The 18,918-nt window shown below is 65.1% G+C and carries 18 protein-coding genes; 13 read left to right on the forward strand and 5 right to left on the reverse strand.

Features of this window, described 5'->3' with window-relative positions; translation table 11 throughout:
* Positions 1–140: 140 nt before the first annotated feature.
* Positions 141–1,490 carry an aminotransferase class III-fold pyridoxal phosphate-dependent enzyme gene (locus FIU91_RS00780; protein WP_152461044.1) on the forward strand — a complete coding sequence of 450 codons (1,350 nt, stop codon included), beginning with the start codon at positions 141–143 and terminating at the stop codon, positions 1,488–1,490.
* A gap of 2 nt (positions 1,491–1,492) precedes the next feature.
* Here FIU91_RS00780 and def (FIU91_RS00785) read toward each other — a convergent pair whose 3' ends face one another.
* The 3 genes from def (FIU91_RS00785) to def (FIU91_RS00795) are packed head-to-tail and all read right to left on the reverse strand — an operon-like array spanning position 1,493 to position 2,996.
* Positions 1,493–1,987, reverse strand: a complete 495-nt coding sequence (def, locus tag FIU91_RS00785; RefSeq protein ID WP_152461045.1) for a peptide deformylase — start codon at positions 1,985–1,987, stop codon at positions 1,493–1,495.
* A complete protein-coding gene (gene def / locus FIU91_RS00790; RefSeq protein WP_152461046.1) occupies positions 1,984–2,478 on the reverse strand; it encodes a peptide deformylase in 495 nt (164 codons plus the stop codon). Before def (FIU91_RS00790) ends, def (FIU91_RS00785) begins: the two co-directional genes overlap by 4 nt.
* Entirely contained in the window at positions 2,475–2,996 is a 522-nt protein-coding gene (gene def / locus FIU91_RS00795; protein WP_152461047.1) for a peptide deformylase, read from the reverse strand. Before def (FIU91_RS00795) ends, def (FIU91_RS00790) begins: the two co-directional genes overlap by 4 nt.
* 126 nt (positions 2,997–3,122) lie before the next feature.
* On the opposite strand from def (FIU91_RS00795), the gene FIU91_RS00800 reads away from it, so the two are divergent.
* Entirely contained in the window at positions 3,123–4,295 is a 1,173-nt protein-coding gene (locus FIU91_RS00800) for a MalY/PatB family protein (RefSeq protein ID WP_152461048.1), read from the forward strand.
* 6 nt (positions 4,296–4,301) lie between these two features.
* On the opposite strand, the gene FIU91_RS00805 is transcribed toward FIU91_RS00800, so the two are convergent.
* Positions 4,302–5,210, reverse strand: a complete 909-nt coding sequence (locus FIU91_RS00805) for an ABC transporter substrate-binding protein (protein ID WP_093012036.1) — start codon at positions 5,208–5,210, stop codon at positions 4,302–4,304.
* Between the two features lie 3 nt (positions 5,211–5,213).
* Positions 5,214–5,894, reverse strand: coding sequence for a cytochrome c-550 PedF (pedF, locus tag FIU91_RS00810; protein ID WP_093012039.1), 681 nt, complete (start codon positions 5,892–5,894; stop codon positions 5,214–5,216).
* 172 nt (positions 5,895–6,066) lie between these two features.
* On the opposite strand from pedF, the gene FIU91_RS00815 reads away from it, so the two are divergent.
* The 11 genes from FIU91_RS00815 (at position 6,067) to FIU91_RS00865 (ending at position 18,890) form a co-directional block, all read left to right on the forward strand.
* Entirely contained in the window at positions 6,067–7,239 is a 1,173-nt protein-coding gene (locus FIU91_RS00815) for an ABC transporter substrate-binding protein (protein WP_152461049.1), read from the forward strand.
* 83 nt (positions 7,240–7,322) lie between these two features.
* On the forward strand, positions 7,323–8,288 hold the full coding sequence (locus FIU91_RS00820) for a YVTN family beta-propeller repeat protein (protein WP_152461050.1): 966 nt from the start codon (positions 7,323–7,325) through the stop codon (positions 8,286–8,288).
* A gap of 97 nt (positions 8,289–8,385) precedes the next feature.
* A complete protein-coding gene (locus FIU91_RS00825; protein ID WP_152461051.1) occupies positions 8,386–8,925 on the forward strand; it encodes a tetratricopeptide repeat protein in 540 nt (179 codons plus the stop codon).
* Between the two features lie 204 nt (positions 8,926–9,129).
* Positions 9,130–10,896, forward strand: a complete 1,767-nt coding sequence (locus tag FIU91_RS00830) for a PQQ-dependent methanol/ethanol family dehydrogenase (protein WP_152461052.1) — start codon at positions 9,130–9,132, stop codon at positions 10,894–10,896.
* A 123-nt stretch (positions 10,897–11,019) separates the two neighbouring features.
* Positions 11,020–11,559, forward strand: a complete 540-nt coding sequence (locus tag FIU91_RS00835; RefSeq protein WP_152461053.1) for a GNAT family N-acetyltransferase — start codon at positions 11,020–11,022, stop codon at positions 11,557–11,559.
* A gap of 122 nt (positions 11,560–11,681) precedes the next feature.
* Entirely contained in the window at positions 11,682–13,454 is a 1,773-nt protein-coding gene (locus FIU91_RS00840) for a heparinase II/III family protein (protein WP_254702010.1), read from the forward strand.
* Entirely contained in the window at positions 13,451–15,040 is a 1,590-nt protein-coding gene (gene purH / locus FIU91_RS00845) for a bifunctional phosphoribosylaminoimidazolecarboxamide formyltransferase/IMP cyclohydrolase (protein WP_152461054.1), read from the forward strand. The genes FIU91_RS00840 and purH overlap by 4 nt, the downstream gene beginning before the upstream one ends.
* 28 nt (positions 15,041–15,068) lie before the next feature.
* Entirely contained in the window at positions 15,069–15,548 is a 480-nt protein-coding gene (lspA, locus tag FIU91_RS00850; protein ID WP_152461055.1) for a signal peptidase II, read from the forward strand.
* A gap of 50 nt (positions 15,549–15,598) precedes the next feature.
* Positions 15,599–16,114 carry a DUF3035 domain-containing protein gene (locus tag FIU91_RS00855; protein ID WP_152461056.1) on the forward strand — a complete coding sequence of 172 codons (516 nt, stop codon included), beginning with the start codon at positions 15,599–15,601 and terminating at the stop codon, positions 16,112–16,114.
* Positions 16,115–16,203: 89 nt separating this feature from the next.
* A complete protein-coding gene (locus tag FIU91_RS00860) occupies positions 16,204–17,577 on the forward strand; it encodes a pitrilysin family protein (RefSeq protein WP_152461057.1) in 1,374 nt (457 codons plus the stop codon).
* The gene (locus FIU91_RS00865; RefSeq protein ID WP_152461058.1) at positions 17,574–18,890 is read left to right on the forward strand and encodes a pitrilysin family protein; all 1,317 of its coding nucleotides are present in this window, start codon (positions 17,574–17,576) and stop codon (positions 18,888–18,890) included. The genes FIU91_RS00860 and FIU91_RS00865 overlap by 4 nt, the downstream gene beginning before the upstream one ends.
* Positions 18,891–18,918: the final 28 nt, after the last annotated feature.

An 18,918-nucleotide genomic window follows, 5' to 3' on the forward strand; every position in this document is an offset into this window, starting at 1 on the left:
GCGCCTGCGATAAGGCTCGGCCATTTCGGTATTTTTGCCAACCCAAAGACAGGGTCCGCGCGCCTGCCTGCAGGAATCGCTTTCGGGGAGCGTGAGGCCGCGCTAGGATTTGATCAAATCCTGTGCGGAGGCGCGGTCCCATGAAAGACGACAATTTCCTCAAAGAAGAAAACGCCCGGCATCTCTGGCATCCGATGGGTCATCCGGCCGCGTTGCGCGAGACCCCGCCGCGGATCATCCGTTCGGCGCAAGGCGTCTCGATCACGGATCAGGAGGGGCACAGCGCGGTCGACGCGGTGGGCGGTCTCTGGTGCGTGAACCTTGGCTATTCCAACCAGAAGGTTAAGGACGCGATTGCGGCCCAGCTTCAGGATCTGCCCTATTATTCAGCTTTTGCCGGCACCACGAATCCCTCCGCGATCGAGGCAAGCCATGCGGTCTGCGAGTTCTTCGCCGAAGACGGCATGGCGCGGGCCTTCTTCACCTCGGGCGGGTCGGATTCGGTCGACACCGCGCTTCGGCTTGCGCGCCAATACCATCGCCTGAACGGCGCACCGCAGCGCACCAAGTTCCTGTCGCTGAAGAAGGGGTATCATGGCACCCATTGGGGCGGCGCCTCGGTCAACGGCAACAACCGTTTCCGCATCGGCTACGAGCCGCTTCTGCCGGGCTGCTTCCATCTGCCGTCGCCCTACACCTACCGCAATCCCTTCGACGAGACCGACCCTGCGACGCTCGCCCAAAAGATCGCCGCGGCGATGGAGGACGAGATCGCCTTTCAGGGCGCGGAGACCATCGCGGCCTTCATCATGGAGCCGATCCAGGGCGCGGGCGGCGTTATCGTGCCCGACGCCTCCTTCATGAAACTCATGCGCGAGATCTGCGACCGGCACGGCATCCTCCTGATCTCGGACGAGGTCATCACCGGCTTCGGACGCACGGGGCATTGGTCGGGCGCGCGGCACTGGGGCGTGAAGCCCGACATGATGACCACGGCGAAGGGCATTACTTCGGGGTATTACCCGGTGGGCGCGACGCTCGTTTCGGACAAGGTCGCAGGGGTTTTCGAAGGCGCGGGTGCGGAAGGCGCGATCTGGCACGGCTACACCTATTCGGCGCATCCCGTCGGCGCGGCAGCGGTCGTGGCGACGCTGAAAGAGACGCTGCGGCTCGATCTTGCAAGCAATGCGGCCGCACGCGGCGATCAGCTTTTCAAGGGGCTGCAAGCGCTGGCCGAGCGTCACGAGATCATTGGCGATATGCGCGGCGGCCATGGCCTGATGGCCGGGTTGGAGATCGTGTCGGATCGCGGGTCGAAGACGCCCATGGACGCCGCCGGCATGGCGCGTATCCATGCGGCGACCTACGAGGCGGGCGCGATGGTGCGGCTGGGGATGCACAACATCCTGATGTCGCCGCCTCTCGTCATTACCGAGGCCGAGATCGACACGATCCTGACCGCGCTCGACACGGGCCTGGCCGCCGCCTGAGTTCAGCCGCGCTTTCGGGCGCGGCGGATCAGCATGTCCCGCTTGATCTTCGACAGGTGATCGAAGTACATCCGCCCGTTCAGGTGGTCGATCTGGTGCTGCACCGACGTCGCCCAGAGACCCACGAGGTCGCGCTCCTCGGTCTCGCCGTCCGCGTTCAGGAACCGCACGGTCACGGCGCGCGGGCGGGCGATGACAGCCGAGACGCCGGGCAGACAGGGGCTCGCCTCGTCATGCTCGCGCGGCTGGATGCTGGCATGAAGGATTTCGGGATTGGCCATGCGGATCGCCTGGCCCCGCGCCTCGGAGGCATCCACGACCGCCAGCCGCAGCATCACGCCAATCTGGGGCGCGGCGAGGCCGACGCCGGGCATCGCCTCCATCGTGGCGATCATGTCGTCCCAATGCGCGCACACCTCGTCAGTGATCTCCGCCACCGGCTCGGCCGCGGTACGAAGCCGCTTGTCGGGCCAGCGCAGGATCGTCCGGACGCTCATTGAGCGGTATAGATCGACAGGATGTCGGCGCGCACGGCCTCGTCCACGCGATCGAGTGTCACGAGACCGTCGAGATGATCGATCTCGTGCTGCGCGATCAGGGCCTCGGCGCCGGTCAGCTCCTCCTCGATCCGCACGCCCGCGGCACTGGTATAGGCCAGCCGGATCGTGGTGGGGCGGGTGACCGGCACGGATACGCCAGGAATCGACAGGCAGCCTTCCTTGGCCTCGCCGCTCTCATCGGAGCGCCAGATGATCTCGGGATCGATGCAGGCGCGGGGCGTCATGGTGCCATCTTTCCAGCCAGCATCCATCACGAAAACGCGCTGCATCACGCCAACCTGCGGCGCGGCGAGCCCGCGTCCGGGCGCATCGTACATCGTCTCGAACAGGTCACGGATCAGATCCTCGGTGACGCCCTCGGCGCCAACCGGCTCGCAACGCGTCGAAAGCCGTGGATCGGGCCAGATCAGGATCGGCAGAAGGCTCACGCGCGGGCCTTCTCGCGCTTCAGCTTCTGCATCTTGCGCGTGATCATCTGCCGTTTCATCGGCCCGAGATAATCGATGAAGAGCTTGCCGTTGAGGTGATCGATCTCGTGCTGCACGCAGGTCGCCCACAGCCCGTCGAACGTGTCTTCCTGCAACCGGCCGTCGCGATCGAGCCAAGTCACGGTCACCTCGGAGGGCCGTTCGACATCGGCGTATTGATCGGGGATCGACAGGCAGCCTTCCTCGTAGACGTTCCGCTCGTCCGAAGCGGCCTTCACTTCGGGATTGAACATCACGGTCGGCCGCGGATCGGCATCTTCGTTCTTCTCACAGTCGAGAACGATCAGCCGCGACATCACGCCGACCTGTGGCGCGGCGAGCCCGATACCCGGCGCGTCGTACATCGTCTCGAGCATATCGTCCGCAAGCCGGCGCAGATCGTCCGACAGATCGGCGACCGGATCGCAGACCTTCTTGAGGCGCGGGTCGGGGTGAAGAATGATCGGTCGCTTGGCCATGCGCGCGATTTAAGCATCTCGCCGCCGGGGCGCAACTGAAAGGGCGCTTTGGCCGACCGGCGCTTTCGACTTGCCGCCCGCGCTCTATCTGGCAGTCTTCGCGCGACCAACTTGCGAAGGGCTGTCATGAGTTTCGACGACATCATCGACCGTGTGGGTACGGGCTGCATGAAATGGGATGGCATGGAGGGCATCTACGGCGTTCCAGCCGATGACGGGCTCGCCATGTGGGTCGCGGACATGGATTTCGCGGCGCCGCAAGTGGTGCAGGACCGGCTGAAAGAGCTGATCGCGCACGGCGTCTACGGCTATCCCGGCCCGGATGGCGCATACCGCGACGCCATCACATGGTGGATGCGCGAACGCCACGGCTGGCAGGTTTCGCCCGACTGGATCTTCTCGACCCACGGGCTCGTCAACGGCACCGCCATGTGCGTCGAGACCTGGACCGAGCCGGGCGATGGCATCGTGCTCTTTACACCCGTCTACCACGCCTTCGCAAAGGTCATCCGCGCGGGCGGCCGCGAGGTCGTGGAATGCCCGCTCACCCTGACGGACGGGCGCTACGAGATGGATTTCGACGCATATGACGCTCAGATGACCGGGCGCGAAAAGATGGTCGTGCTCTGCTCGCCGCACAACCCCGGCGGGCGCTGCTGGAGTGAAGCCGAGCTGAAAGGCGTCGCGGACTTCGCGAGGCGGCACGACCTGATCCTCGTCTCCGACGAGATCCACATGGATCTCGTGATGCCCGGCCAGACCCACAAGGTCTTCGACACGATCGACCACGGCATCCGCGACCGCCTGGTGATGATGACCGCGGCGACCAAGACCTTCAACATCGCGGGCGCGCATATCGGCAACGTCATCATTCCAGATCCCGACCTGCGCCGCGCTTTCGCGGGAAAGATGGCCGCGCTCGGCATGTCGCCGGGTCTCATGGGGCGCGAGATGGTGACGGCAGCCTATTCGCCCGAAGGGGCGGCCTGGGTCGATGAACTTTGCGCTTATCTCGACGGCAACCGGAAGATCTTCGACGCGGCGATCGCGGACATTCCGGGCCTTGCGTCGATGCCGCTCGAGGCGACGTATCTGTCCTGGGTGGATTTCTCTGGCACCGGCATGGCGCCCGGCGAGTTCCGCAAGCGCGTCGAACAGGATGCCTTGATCGCCGTGAACCACGGAGAGACCTTCGGGACGGGCGGCGAAAGCTTTCTGCGGTTCAACATCGCAACGCCACGCGCGCGTATCGAAGAGGCCGCGACGCGCCTGCGCGCGGCCTTCTCCGATCTGCAATAGCGCGAACTACCACTCCGGTGGCTGATGCGTCAGTCCGTAGCTCTCGAAGATCGCGGCGATGCGTCCGTCCGCGAGCGCGGCGTTGATCGCATCATCGACCTCGTAATAGAGCGGCTTCCACGCGAAATGCACGGCAAGCCCGATCTTCCAGCGTGACTTGGCGAAGCCCGCGAGTGGCGGCTCGTGCAGCCCGATTCCCTCGTCCGCGCCGTATTCCAGCTGCGCGCGCGGGCCCATAGCCGCCATGGTCTCGCCCTCGCGCAGCGCCTCCATGCCAAGCGCAAGCGAGGGATAGCGGCGGATACCGCCCTGAAGCTGGCCGCCCGCGAAGTTCGACAGATAGAAATCCGAGATCGAATCGTTCTCGACCGCGACCGTATCGAAGCGGAAATAGGCCGGGACGGGTTTTTCGTCGGGATAGCTCTCCGCGTCATAGGCGATGGCGATGGATTCCTCGCCATAGATCCCGCCGAAGCTGACCTGCTCGATCCGGCAGGCGAAGGAGGGATCGAAGGGTACGCGCATCATCACATTGGACACCGCGCCGCCGACGATCGGCCCTTTCCAGATGTGGTTTCGCAGATCCGCATCGAGGTTCTCTCCCGCGGTCACGAACGAAAAACGTGGCTCGACACCGATGGCCTCGGCGATGAGGCGCGCGATCTCCACGTCGACACCTCGCGCCTTCCCGCCCTCTTCCCAGGAATAGGGCGGATAATCCTCATAGAGCGCGAAGGTCATGAATCCGCGCTCGCGGATCTCGTCGACGCTCTGGCCGATAATGTCCCGCGCGGTGTTCTGCGGTTTCGGCTGCGGCGTGTAATCGGCGCAGGGGTCGGCTGCGCGCACGGGCGCGGCGGCAAGCCCGAAAGCCGCCGCCGCTCCGATAATCAGACCCCGAAGGACCTGTCTCATGGGTCAGTTCGCTGCCGAAAGGCCGATGGTCAGCGTCTCGGCGGCCCTGTCCTGGGTCTCGCCGGCGGCGAGCTGGTTGGCCGCGCGATAGGCAATGGAATCGGCCACCGGAGCGCCGGACATGGTCTCGATCTCACCGGCGATCTCCGCAAGGCGGGCCTGCACGGCGTCGGCATCGGCATTTCCCGCCTCCAGCTCGTCACGGATCGAGGCGAGCTCGTCGTTGAAACCCTCCATCGTCGCGCCATCGGGGCGCGTCTCGATATAGGTGCGGATCGCCCAGGCGGCCTCCTGGCCCAGAAGCTCGCCGAAGGCGGGCATCTTGGTCGTTCCGTTCTGGGTGTAGCCGTGGATGAAGCGCTCCATATACCATTCGTCGCCGTATTCCTCGGCCTCGAGGAAGCGCAAGTCGGGGGCGAGCCCGCCCGAGATCACCTCGAGACCGTGGCAGCGCGCACAGTTCTGATTGTAGCCCGACGCACCGATACGAACCGCCTCGGCCCAGACCTCTTCGCCGGCGGCTTCCGCGCGGTAGGGGTTCTCCGTCAGCCATTCTTCGCCGAGTTCGGGCAGGTTGCCCGTGTCGACAGGTTGCGGGGCGACATCGCCGTGGGCCAGCGCGAAGCTCGCGCCTGCGATGATCGCGGCGGCGCTCGCGAGGCTTTGAATCGTGGTGCGGTTCATTGGGTCCCTCCCTTGGACGCAATCGAATGGATTGGCTTGACCTCTTTCATAGGCAGGGGAACCGGGGCCGAGATATTGGACTTTCGTCCGCAAACGGTCTCTCCGCGCCCCGACATAGGTCGTATTTCCCGCTTTTTCCGCACCGATATCGTCCGTGGCAGGAGGAGACATCATGATCACACCGGCGTTTCGAGCGGCGGCTTTCTTGGCGCTTGGGTCCGTTGCCGCGGTCGCGCAAGAGCCCGTCACGCTCGACATTCAGTACCTGCGGCAGGACGTGCCGCCACCGCCCGTCCTGTCGAACCTCGATCCGATCCCGGAGGATCTCGGGATTGCAGGGGCCGAGGTCGGCCTTGCAGACAACGCAACGACCGGCCGCTTCATGGGCCAGGACTGGACCTTGACCGTTACCTCCGTGCCCGAAGGCGGCGACTGGGCGGGCGCGGTCGAGACGGCGCTGGCCGCAAGCTCGCTTCTCCTGATCGACGCACCGCGCGACGCGCTCCTTGCCGCCTCGGACATCGCCGAAGGCAGTAATGCGCTTCTCTTCAACGTCGCGGTGGAGGACAGCGATCTGCGCGCGGGTGCGTGCCGAGCGAACCTCTTTCACACGATCCCGTCCTATTCGATGCGAACCGATGCGCTCGTCCAGATGCTGCGGGTCAAACGCTGGGAGGATCTGGCGCTCGTGGCGGGCCAGAATCCCGAGGATCAAGCCTATGCCGAGGCGCTGCGCGGCTCCCTGACGAAGTTCGGCATGGAGCTTGGCAGCGAGACGGAGTGGAGTTTCGATGCCGACATGCGCCGCTCGGCGAGCGCCGAAGTGCCGCTCCTGACCCAAGACTTGGGCGAGTATGACGTCCTTCTGGTTGCGGACGAGCGCCACGATTTCGGTCGCTACATTCTCTACAACACCTGGCTGCCACGGCCCGTCGCCGGCTCCGAAGGGCTGACCGCCGAAGCCTGGTCCCCCGCGGTGGAGCAATGGGGCGCGGCGCAGCTGCAATCGCGCTTCACCGAACATGCAGGCCGCGACATGGCGCCCCGCGATTACGCGGCCTGGGCCGCGTTGCGGAGCATTGGCGAGGCGGTGACGCGCACGGGCAGCCCCGACGCGCAGGATCTGCGCGCCTACCTTCTTGGTGAAGATTTTGAGCTTGCAGGCTTTCTGGGCCGGCCGCTGACCTTCCGGCCCTGGAACGGCCAGTTGCGCCAGCCGATCCCCATCGTGCAGCCCCGCGCGCTCGTCGCGCAGGCGCCGCTCGAAGGCTTCCTTCACCAGACCAACGAGCTCGACACGCTGGGCCAGGATCGCGGCGAGGCCGAATGCAGCGCCTTCGACTGACCCCCTCTTTGGGTTGGCCCAAATACCGTCGGGGAGCGCGAGGGGCTGGCCCCTCGCTCCCCCATTGCAACAAGGAAAAAACCATGAAGTTTACCGCTACGCTTGCCACCTTGTCCCTCGTCGCCGCCCCGGCGCTGGCGGACGAGATCTGGGTCTCCAACGAGAAGGACAACACGCTGAGCGTCATCGACCTCGACACGCTCGAGGTGACGCGCACGATCCCGACCGGGGAACGTCCGCGCGGGATCACCTTCGCGCAGGATCACTCCGTGCTTTATATCTGCGCCTCCGATTCGGACGCAGTTCAGGTCATGGACCCTGAAACCGGCGAGATCCTGCATGATCTGCCCTCCGGTGAAGATCCCGAGCAGTTCGTGCTGCATCCCGACAACCGCCGCCTCTACATCGCCAACGAGGACGACGCGATCACCACGGTGGTCGACACGGAAACCCGCGAAGTCATTGCCCAGATCAATGTCGGGATCGAACCTGAGGGCATGGCGGTCTCGCCCGACGGGTCCATCGTGATTACCACGTCCGAGACGACCAATATGGCGCACTGGATCGACACGGAGACGCAGGAGCTGATCGCGAACACGCTGGTCGATTCGCGTCCGCGCCACGCCGAATTCGTCAAGGGCGGCACCGAGCTCTGGGTCTCCTCCGAGATCGGCGGCACGATCACCGTCTTCGATGTCGAGACCAAGGCGGAAATCGGTAAGATCAATTTTGAGATCCCCTCGATCAACCCTGCGAACGTGCAGCCCGTCGGTTTCGAGTTCACGGAAGGCGACAGCCATGCCTTCGTCGCTCTCGGCCCCTCGAACCATGTCGCCGTGGTCAACGCCGAGACCTACGAGGTCGAGGATTACATCCTCGTGGGCCGACGCGTCTGGCACATGGCCTTCAATGGCGACCGCTCGAAGCTCTTCACAACGAACGGTGTCTCGGGCGACGTGACGATGGTCGATGTCGCCTCGCGCAAGGCGGAGAAGACGATCAAGGTCGGCCGCTTTCCCTGGGGAGCCGCCTTCCGTCCGACGAACTAAGCGCAACCCCCAGATTTTTACTTAAAAATCTGGGGGTTGAGGATTGGTTTCTGCTTTTGACGCGCTGCCATGCTATGTCAGCTTTCAGGAGGATCACATGAAACACATCCTGATCGCGACGCTCGCTGTGTCTCTGCCCTTCGCCGCGTATTCCGAAGAAGACGCGCACGGCACGCTCAACCCCGACGAGATGACCTGGGAATCGATGCTCGACCGCGCCGAGAAGGGCGAGACCGGCATGGTGCTCTGCTCCACCGGCTACATGCTCACGAAGTCGGGCAAGCACGGCGCGGCACGGGCGCTTTTCGAAAATTGCGCCAATGCGGGCTATACCGGCGCGATGACCTGGATGGGCCAGCTCGACAACAACGGGCTCGGCGGAGACTACAATCCCGATGCCGCCGCCGAATGGGACCGCAAGGCCGCCGAGGCGGGTGATCCCGTGGGCAAGTTCAACTACGGCCTCGCGCTCCTGCGCGGACACGGCGTTGCTCGGGATGAGGAGCGGGGTCGCGCGCTGATCGACGACGCCGCGGGCGAAGGGCTCCAGATCGCGCAGCGCATGCAGGCTGCGGACTACGATCTTGACGAGGTCACGCCCGACGCGGACGATTGGAAATACGCGCCACTCTTCTGATCGTCTTGGCCTAGACCGAGCCTGACGGGCGACGTCTTTCCGAATCGCCGAATCATTCTCTGTCAAGCGGCTTTGGGTCTTACGACCAAAGCGGCGTATGGCCGCGCAGCGGCTTCCATATACTCCCTAAGCGAAGGAATCCCGGGTCCGGGCGCGGAGGAGCGCCAAGCGGCTGACAGGGGTCCCGATCCAAGGGAGGACCGAATGAACAAGTTCATCGCCGCTGTCACACTCGCGCTTGTGGCCACCGCTCCGGTGGCCCACGCGCAGGTGACCGAAGAGATGCTGGCAAATGACCAGGCGACGACCGATCAGATCGTCACCAACGGCATGGGCCGGGACCTCCAGCGCTATTCGCCGCTGGAGATGATCACGAAGGAAAACGTGGACAACCTCGTGCCCGCATGGGCCTTCTCGCTCGGTGGCGAGAAGCAGCGCGGCCAGGAAACCCAGCCGCTCATCTATGACGGCATGATGTATATCACCGGCTCCTATTCGCGCCTCTACGCGATCGACCTCGCGACGGGTGCGGAAGTCTGGCAGTACGATGCACGTCTGCCCGAGGGCATCCTGCCCTGCTGCGACGTCGTCAACCGCGGCGGCGCGATCTGGAACGACAAGATCATCTTCGGCACGCTCGACGCGCAGCTCGTGGCGCTCGACCTCAAGACCGGCGACGTCGTCTGGCGCGACAAGATCGCCGACTACAAGGCAGGCTATTCCTACACTGCCGCGCCGCTCATCGTGGACGGCATGGTATATACCGGCAATTCCGGCGGTGAGTTCGGGATCGTCGGCGAAGTACAGGCGCGCAACGCCGATACCGGCGAGCTTGTCTGGACCCGTCCGGTGATCGAAGGCCACATGGGCACGCTCAACGGCGAAGAGAGCACCATGACCGGGGAGCTCAACGCCTCCTGGCCGGGCGATATGTGGAAGACCGGCGGCGGGGCGACCTGGCTCGGCGGCTCCTACGATGCCGATACCGACACGCTCGTCTTCGGCACCGGCAACCCCGCGCCGTGGAACTCTTGGCTGCGCAACGCCGGCCAGATGAACGATGGTTCAGGCGACAACCTCTACGCCGCATCACGCCTCGGCATCGATCCCGATACGGGCGAGATCAAGTGGCACTTCCAGACCACGCCACGCGAAGGCTGGGACTATGACGGCGTGAACGAGGTCGTGGCCTATACCGACCGCGACGGAAACATGCGCTACGCGACCGCCGACCGGAACGGCTACTTCTACGTGCTGAACCGCGAAGACGGTGCCTTCGTCTCCGCCACGCCCTTCGTGAAGGACATCTCCTGGGCGAACGGCATCGACGAGAACGGGCGTCCGATCTTCAACGAGGAGTTCCGCCCCGGCGATCCGACCGAAGCGGCTGACGGCCAGAAGGGCGAGGTCATCTTCGCATCGCCGTCCTTCCTCGGCGGCAAGAACTGGATGCCGATGGCGTTCAGCCAGAAGACCGGCAACTTCTATATCCCCTCGAACGAGTGGGGCATGGATATCTGGAACGAGCCGATCACCTACAAGAAGGGCGCGGCCTATCTCGGCGCGGGCTTCACCATCAAGCCGAACTACGAGGATTATATCGGCTCTCTCAAGGCGATGGACCCCGATACCGGTGAGCTCGTCTGGGAATACAAGAACGACGCACCGCTCTGGAGCGGCGTGATGACCACCGCGGGCGGCCTGGTGTTCTTCGGCACGCCCGAGGGCAAGTTCCTGGCGCTCGACGACGAGACCGGCGAAGAGCTGTGGTCCTTCCAGACCGGCTCGGGCATCGTCGGCCAGCCCGTCACCTGGGAGCAGGATGGCGAGCAGTATGTCTCCGTCATCTCCGGCTGGGGCGGCGCGGTGCCGCTCTGGGGCGGCGAGGTCGCGAAGAAGGTGAACTACCTCAACCAAGGCGGCATGCTCTGGACATTCCGCCTTCCCAAAGAGCTGGCCGCCGCCGAGTAACTCTCCCGCTCTGACGGCCAGTCAGGAAACGCCCGGCCATTTCGGCCGGGCGTTTTCGTTTGAATAGAGCTGTGTCATCATTCCGGTGGGGGCCAGAGTGCATATGATGCAAGCGAGGCTGGTATGGAATTTCTTGAAGGAACGACCGGATACGAGGCCGCTCTGACGGATCTGTTCGCAACCACCTTCGAAGACGCCGAGGGGCCAGAGGAAGGCCAGGTGATCGGCGGCCTCGTGAGCGATCTTGTATCGGACACGCCGAAGGTCGATATCCGGGTCTTTCGCGCTGAACAGGATGGCGCGATCATCGCGGCAGCGATCTTCACCAACTTGAGCTTCCCGCAAGATCCGAATCGGGTCGTTTTGCTCTCGCCGATGGCCGTCGCGACGGCGCATCAACGCAAGGGGATCGGGCAGGCGCTCTTGCGGCACGCGTTGCATGCGCTGCGCGAGGGCGGCGCGGATGTCGCGATCACCTATGGCGATCCCGAATATTACAAGCGGGTGGGTTTCCAGCCGATCACCGAGGCGCAGGCGGCCGCGCCCCTGCCGCTCAGCATGCCGCAGGGGTGGCTCGGCCAGAGCCTGACAGGCACGGATATGCCGAAGCTGGTCGGCGCGTCCCGCTGCGTTGAGGCGCTTCACCGCAAGGATGTCTGGTAGGCTCTGTCCTGCACGGGAGGCGCCGCTACCGACATCGCCGCCGTTTCTCAGGTGACTTCGCGCGCCCGCTTGCGTATCACTTGGGGCAAGATGCGCCGGAAGGGCCGCGAAGAGGCAGGGACATGTCGATACTGGAGCGCTGGAGGGCCCGGTCGAGCCTCCTGATGAACCGCTATCATGCACGCCGCGCCGCACGCTCGCGCGCGGCGACCGGTTTCGTCTCTCGTCCCGAGCCGCGCACAGTAGGGTCTTTCGCGCGGGGACGGCAGCTCGCGGCAGGCAATCTCCTTTTCGCAGGGCATCTCGTGCAGGCTCCGGGGCATCTGCCTTGGGATCTCGACGCGCCTGACGCCGCCTTCGAGGAGGAGCTCCACGGCTTCGGCTGGCTCGATCATTTTGCCGCGGTGAGCGATCCCAAGGCGCGCCGGGCCGCGCAGGATTGGGTCTGGGGTTGGAATGCGCGCTACGGGCGCGGCACCGGTCCCGGCTGGACGCCAGAGCTGGCCGGATGCCGAATCCTTCGCCTCGTGCATCACGCGCTCTTCCTTCTGTCTGGCCGCACGTCCGAGCAAAGCGCGGAGTTCTACGCCATGCTGACGGCGCAGGCGGTGTTCCTGTCGCGTCGCTGGAAAGCGTCGAGGCCCGGGCTCAGCCGTTTCGAGGCGCTGACAGGGCTGCTTTATGCCGGGCTTTCGCTCAAGGGCATGGAAGATCAGGTTGCCCCAGCGTTGGCCGCGCTCGAACGCGAATGCGGGCGCCAGATCGATGAGACCGGGGGACTGCCGACGCGCAATCCCGAAGACCTTCTGGCGGTGTTCACCCTGCTCACCTGGGCCAAGACCGCGCTGGACGAAGCGGGCCACACCGAAAGCCCGGCGATCGAGGCCGCGCTTGGGCGCGTCGCGCCGACGCTGCGGGCGCTTCGGCATTCCGACGGCGGGCTCGCGCGGTTTCATGGCGGGGGGCGCGGGCTAGACGGTCAGCTCGACCAGGCCCTCGCGGCAAGCGGCGTCAAACGGCGGCGCACCGACGAGCTTGCGATGGGCTTTGCCCGGATGTCGGCGGGACGCACGAGCCTCGTCGTCGACGCGGCGCCGCCTCCAACCGGCGAGGCCTCGCTCAACGCACATGCCTCGACGCTGGCATTCGAGGTCACCTCGGGCCGCCGTCCCTTGATCGTGAATTGCGGCTCCGGCGCGATTTTCGGGGAAGGCTGGCGCAAGGCGGGACGCGCGACGCCGTCGCATTCGACGCTCAGCCTCGATGGGTATTCCTCTGCCCGACTTGGACCCTTGGGCAAGATCGGCGCGGCGGCGCGCGAGCATCTGGTCGACGCGCCGACCCATGTGCCGACCGAGTTTTCTCGCGCGCCGGACGGTCTCAGCTTCCAGGGAGGGCATGACGGCTACGTATCCACGCACGGTCTGACCCATGCCCGCACGCTCGAGATGACTTTCGACGGACGCGCCGTCGCGGGCGAGGATCTCCTCCTCGCGGTCGAGCCCTCCGAGAAAGCCCTCTTCGACCGCCGTATGGATGCGGTGTCGCTTTCGGGTCTGCCCTACCAGATCCGGTTCCATCTGCATCCCGAAGTCGACGCCGAGATCGACCTGGGCGGCGCGGCGGTGTCGCTGGGCCTCAGGTCGGGCGAAATCTGGGTGTTCCGGCACAATTCTTCCGCCGATCTGGCGCTGGAGCCATCGGTTTACCTCGAAAAAGGGCGGCTGCGGCCACGTGGCAGCCAACAGATCGTTTTATCCGGCCGCGCGATGGAGTATGCGACCCGCGTCCGCTGGTCGCTCGCCAAGGCGCAGGATACGGCAATTGCCATCCGGGATCTGGCGCGAGACGACGACGAGGACGACACGACCGAGCCATATCAGGACCAGACATGACCGATCTCACCCCCGTCCGCCGCGCCCTCCTTTCCGTCTCCGACAAGACCGGTCTGGTCGAGCTGGCCAAGACGCTCGCCGCCCGGGGGATCGAGCTCGTCTCCACCGGCGGAACGGCGCGCACCATGCGGGAAGCGGGTCTCGAGGTGCAGGATGTCTCCGATCTCACGGGCTTTCCCGAGATGATGGACGGACGCGTGAAGACGCTGCATCCCGGCGTGCATGGCGGGCTTCTGGCGCTTCGGGACGATGACGCGCATGTCGCCGCGATGAAAGAGCACGGCATCGGTGCGATCGATCTGCTTGTCGTGAACCTCTACCCGTTCGAACAGACAGTCGCGCGCGGCGCGGGCTATGACGAGGCGATCGAGAATATCGACATCGGCGGCCCTGCGATGATCCGCGCCGCGGCCAAGAACCATGCATTCGTCAACGTCGTGGTCGATGTCGAGGATTACCAGCCGCTGCTCGACGAGCTCGAGGCCCATGACGGACGGACGAGCTACGCCTTCCGCCAACGCCTTGCGCTCAATGCCTATGCGCGCACCGGCGCTTACGATGCGGCGGTGTCGGCCTGGATGGCGGACACGCTGGGCGAGACGGCGCCGCGCCGCCGGGTCTTTGCCGGAACGCTCGCACAAACCCTGCGCTACGGCGAGAACCCGCATCAGGGCGCGGCCTTCTATACCGATGGCACCGCGCGCGCCGGGATCTCCACCGCCGAACAGCACCAAGGCAAGGAACTGTCCTACAACAACATCAACGACACCGACGCGGCCTTCGAGCTTGTGAGCGAGTTCCTGCCCGAGGACGGCCCGGCCTGCGCGATCATCAAGCATGCCAACCCTTGCGGCGTCGCACGTGGCGCGAGCCTGACCGAAGCCTATTCCCGCGCCTTCGACTGCGACCGGACCTCGGCTTTCGGCGGGATCGTCGCGCTCAACCAGCCGCTCGACCGGGCGACCGCCGAGGCGATCGCGGAGATCTTCACCGAAGTCGTGATCGCGCCCGGCGCGGACGAGGGCGCGCGCGAGGTCTTCGCGGCGAAGAAGAACCTGCGGCTGCTGACAACGGATGGGCTTTCGGATCCGGCTGCGGGCGGTCTTGCCGTGCGGCAGGTCTCGGGGGGCTTTCTCGTGCAGGACCGCGACAACGGGCGCATCGGCGAATGGGAGCTGAAGACCGTCACCAAGCGCCAGCCCACGAGCGAGGAGCTGGCCGATCTGCTGTTCGCCTGGAAAGTTGCCAAGCACGTGAAGTCGAACGCCATCGTCTACGTCAAGGACGGCGCGACCGTGGGTGTCGGCGCGGGCCAGATGAGCCGGGTCGATTCCACTCGCATCGCCGCGCGCAAGAGCCAGGACATGGCCGAAGCGCTGGGCTTGTCCACGCCGCTCACGCAAGGTTCCGTCGTGGCGTCGGACGCCTTCTTCCCTTTCCCCGACGGGCTTCTGACCGCCGCCGAAGCCGGCGCCACGGCGGTGATCCAGCCAGGCGGCTCCATGCGGGACGACAAGGTGATCGAGGCGGCCGACGAGGCGGGCCTTGCGATGGTCTTCACCTCCATGCGTCATTTCCGGCATTGACCTTCCACCTATGCACAGGAGGACGGCCATGAAGCTGCTCTGGTCCGTTGCCGCGGTCACTTTCGTGCTCGATCAGCTTACGAAATGGCTGGTCGTTCACGTCATGGGGCTCGCGCAGAAGGGCGAGATCCTGGTCTTTCCGCCCTTCCTGCAATTTCGCATGGCGTGGAATTACGGCATCAATTTCGGCCTACTGTCCGGCGAGCGCGATATTACCCGCTGGGTGCTGATCGCGGTGGCCATCGGCATCGTGCTTCTGGTTCTCGTGTGGCTCAGGCGCGATCCGCCGGGGCGGATGGGCTTTGTTTCGGCGGGCCTGCTCATCGGCGGCGCTGTCGGCAACGTGATCGACCGTCTGCTCTACGGGGCGGTGGCAGATTTTCTCAACATGTCCTGCTGCGGCATCAACAATCCTTTTGCCTTCAACGTCGCGGATATCGCGATCTTCGCAGGCGCGATCGGGCTTGCGTTGATGCCGGGAAAACCCGAAGGAAAAAACGGCTCGTGACCTCGGCCCGGACATCGGCTAATCAGGGGCGAGTGACACGGAGGTGGCCCATGCGCCGCGCGCAATTCGCAATGTTGATCTCGGTTCTGGCTCTCGGCGCTTGTGGCGACGGGACGCTGAGGACCTTCGGCAGCGACGACCGCTCCCCCGAGGAGTTCGACATCGTGCCGAACCAGCCTCTCGAGACGCCCGTGAACTTCGCAGAGCTGCCCGCGCCGACGCCTGGCGGGGCGAACCGCGCTGATCAGCAGCCGCTTGGCGCGGCGGTCGCGGCCCTCGGTGGCAACCCGGCGGCGCTTTCGGCGACCGGCGTGCCCTCGTCCGACGCGGCGCTGGTGAACGCGGCCAGCCGCTTCGGGCGGTCCGCTGGCATCCGTACGACACTCGCGCAGGAAGACGCGGAGTTCCGCCGTCGCAAGAGCCTCTTCAACTGGCGGCTCGTGCCGGACAACGAATACAATCGCGCCTATCGCTCCCAGTCGCTCGACGCCTACACCTGGCTGCGGAACGTCCGTCAGCCCGGCAGCAACGTCGCGACACCGAGCGCGCCGCCGCAAGAGCGCTGATCCGCCGATTACATTTGCGAAACCTTCGTTGAAGTCGCGGCGGAACAGGGTAGCTTTCCCGTCAGCTCTGACCAAGAGGAGGTAGCTTCATGAGAATCGCTGCGGCGATGCTGAGCGCGGTCGCGCTTTGGGCGATGCCCGGACAGGCGCAGTCCATCGACGAGGCCGTGACGACCTTCACGCTCGACAACGGCATGGACGTCGTCGTGATCGAGGACAACCGCGCCCCGGTGGTCACGCATATGGTCTGGTACAAGGCAGGCGCCGCCGATGAAGAGCCCGGCGTCTCTGGAGTGGCGCATTTCCTCGAGCACCTTCTCTTCAAGGGCACCGATAACATGGAGCCGGGAGAGTTTTCCGAGGTGGTCGCGGCCAATGGTGGCGATGACAACGCCTTCACCAGCTACGACTACACTGGCTATTTCCAGCGCGTTGCGGCCGACCGGCTTGGCCTGATGATGCAGATGGAAGCCGACCGGATGGTCAACCTGAACCTCGACGAAGAAGACATCCTGACCGAGCGCGACGTCATCATCGAGGAGCGCAACCAGCGGGTCGAGAACAGCCCCTCGGCGCTCTTCGGCGAGCAGCGCAATGCCGCGCTCTATCTCAACCATCCTTACGGCACGCCGATCATCGGCTGGCGGCACGAGATGGAGGCCCTCGATCTCGATGACGCGCTGGCCTTTTACGAGCGCCATTATGCGCCGAACAACGCCATCCTCGTCGTGGCGGGCGACGTGACGCCGGACGAGGTGCGCGATCTTGCCGAAGAGCATTACGGACCGCTTGCGGCAAATCCTGAGCTCGGGCCGCGTGAACGCCCGCAAGAGCCGCCCCAGACGGCGCCGCGCCGGCTGACCTTCGAGGATCCGCGCGTCTCGCAACCCTACGTGATCCGCAGCTACCTCGCACCCGAACGCGATCCCGGCGCGCAGGAAGAGGCCGCTGCATTGACGATACTCTCCGAGATCCTCGGCGGCGGTCAGACATCCGTCCTGTCCCGCGATCTGCAATTCGAAGAGCAGGTCGCCGTCTACAGCTCGGCCTTCTACTCGGGGACGTCCTATGACGACGCCTCTTTCGGGTTGATCGTCGTGCCGCAAGACGGCGTGACGCTGCAGGAGGCCGAAGATGCGATGGATGCAAGTCTCGCCCGCTTCCTCGAAGAAGGTGTCGATGCCGAGCAACTTGAACGGATCAAGTTCCAGCTCAGGGCGCAACAAATCTACGCGCTCGACAGCTCGGGCGGCATCGCGCGCCTTTACGGCACCGCGCTGACCTCGGGCCTTGGCGTCGACGATGTCGAGGCTTGGCCGGATATCCTCCAGGCCGTGACGGAGGAGGACATCCTGTCTGTCGCTCGAAATGTGCTCGACCTCGACCGGTCCGTCACGGGCTGGCTGATGGCGCCCGAGCCGCAAGCCGACGCAGCAGAAGCGCAACCGGAGGTGACCCAATGATCCGCATCGTTCTGACCGGCATCGCCTGCCTCTGGGCGGCCTCTGCCACCGCCGCGATCGATATCCAGGAAGTGACCTCCGAGAACGGGCACGAGGCCTGGCTCGTGGAGGAGCCGTCGATCCCCTTCGTCAATCTCGAATTGCGTTTCGAGGGTGGGGCGTCGCTCGACCCCGAGGGCAAGCGCGGTGTGACCAACCTGATGGTCGGTCTGCTCGAGGAAGGCTCGGGGGAGATGGACGCCCGCGCCTTCATCGCCGCGCAGGAAAGCCTCGCCGCGTCGTTTTCCTACGATGTGGGCGACGACATGGTGACGGTCTCGGCGCGGTTCCTGACCGAGAACATGGACGAGGCCATAGCCCTCCTGCGCCAGAGCCTTGTCGAGCCCGCGTTCGATGATGCGTCGATCACGCGGGTCAAAGGTCAGGTGCTTTCGGCCATCCAGGCCGATTCCACCGACCCCGACACGATTGCCGCGAAGGCGTTCACCGCGCGGGTTTTCGGCGATCACCCTTATGGCAGCATGATCCAGGGCACCGCCGAGAGCGTCGAGGCGATCACCCGCGAGGATCTCGTCGCTGCCAAGGAGGCAGCCATAGTCACAAGCCGCGCCCATGTGGGTGCAGCGGGCGATATCTCCGCAGAAGAGCTGGGCGAGCTGATGGATACGCTCTTCGAAGGTCTGCCCGCTGACGGTCCGCCGCTGCCGGAGGCGGTAGAGGTCGAAACGGAAGCCGACACAGAGATCGTGCCGTTCGACACGCCGCAATCCGTTGCCGTCTTCGGTCACGCGGGTATCGACCGCGACGATCCCGACTACTTCGCGGCCTACGTGATGAACCAGATCCTCGGCGGCGGCGGCTTCGAGGCCCGGCTTATGACCGAGGTTCGCGAAAAGCGCGGCCTGACCTACGGGGTCTATTCCTACCTCGCGGACAAGGATCACGCCGATCTCGTGATGGGGCGCGTTGCTTCGGCCAACGACCGTATCGCCGAGGCGATTGAGGTCATCCGCGCCGAATGGCGGCGTATGGCCGAGGAGGGCGTCACGCAAGACGAGCTCGATCAGGCGAAGACCTACCTGACCGGCGCCTATCCGCTAAGGTTCGACGGGAACGCGCCCATCGCGAACATCATCGTCGGGATGCAGACCCAGGGTCTTGATCCGAATTACGTGAACACGCGCAACGATAAGGTCGACGCGGTCACGATCGAGGATGTCCGACGCGTCGCCGCCCGGCTTCTGAAGCCGGAGGAGCTGCTGTTCGTGGTGGTCGGTCAGCCCGAGGGTCTGGGGGCCGAGGTCAGCCAGTAAGGCGCCATAGGCAAAAACGAATGCGGAG

The sequence above is a fragment of the Roseivivax sp. THAF30 genome (assembly GCF_009363575.1).
GTDB classification, from domain to species: domain Bacteria; phylum Pseudomonadota; class Alphaproteobacteria; order Rhodobacterales; family Rhodobacteraceae; genus Roseivivax; species Roseivivax halotolerans.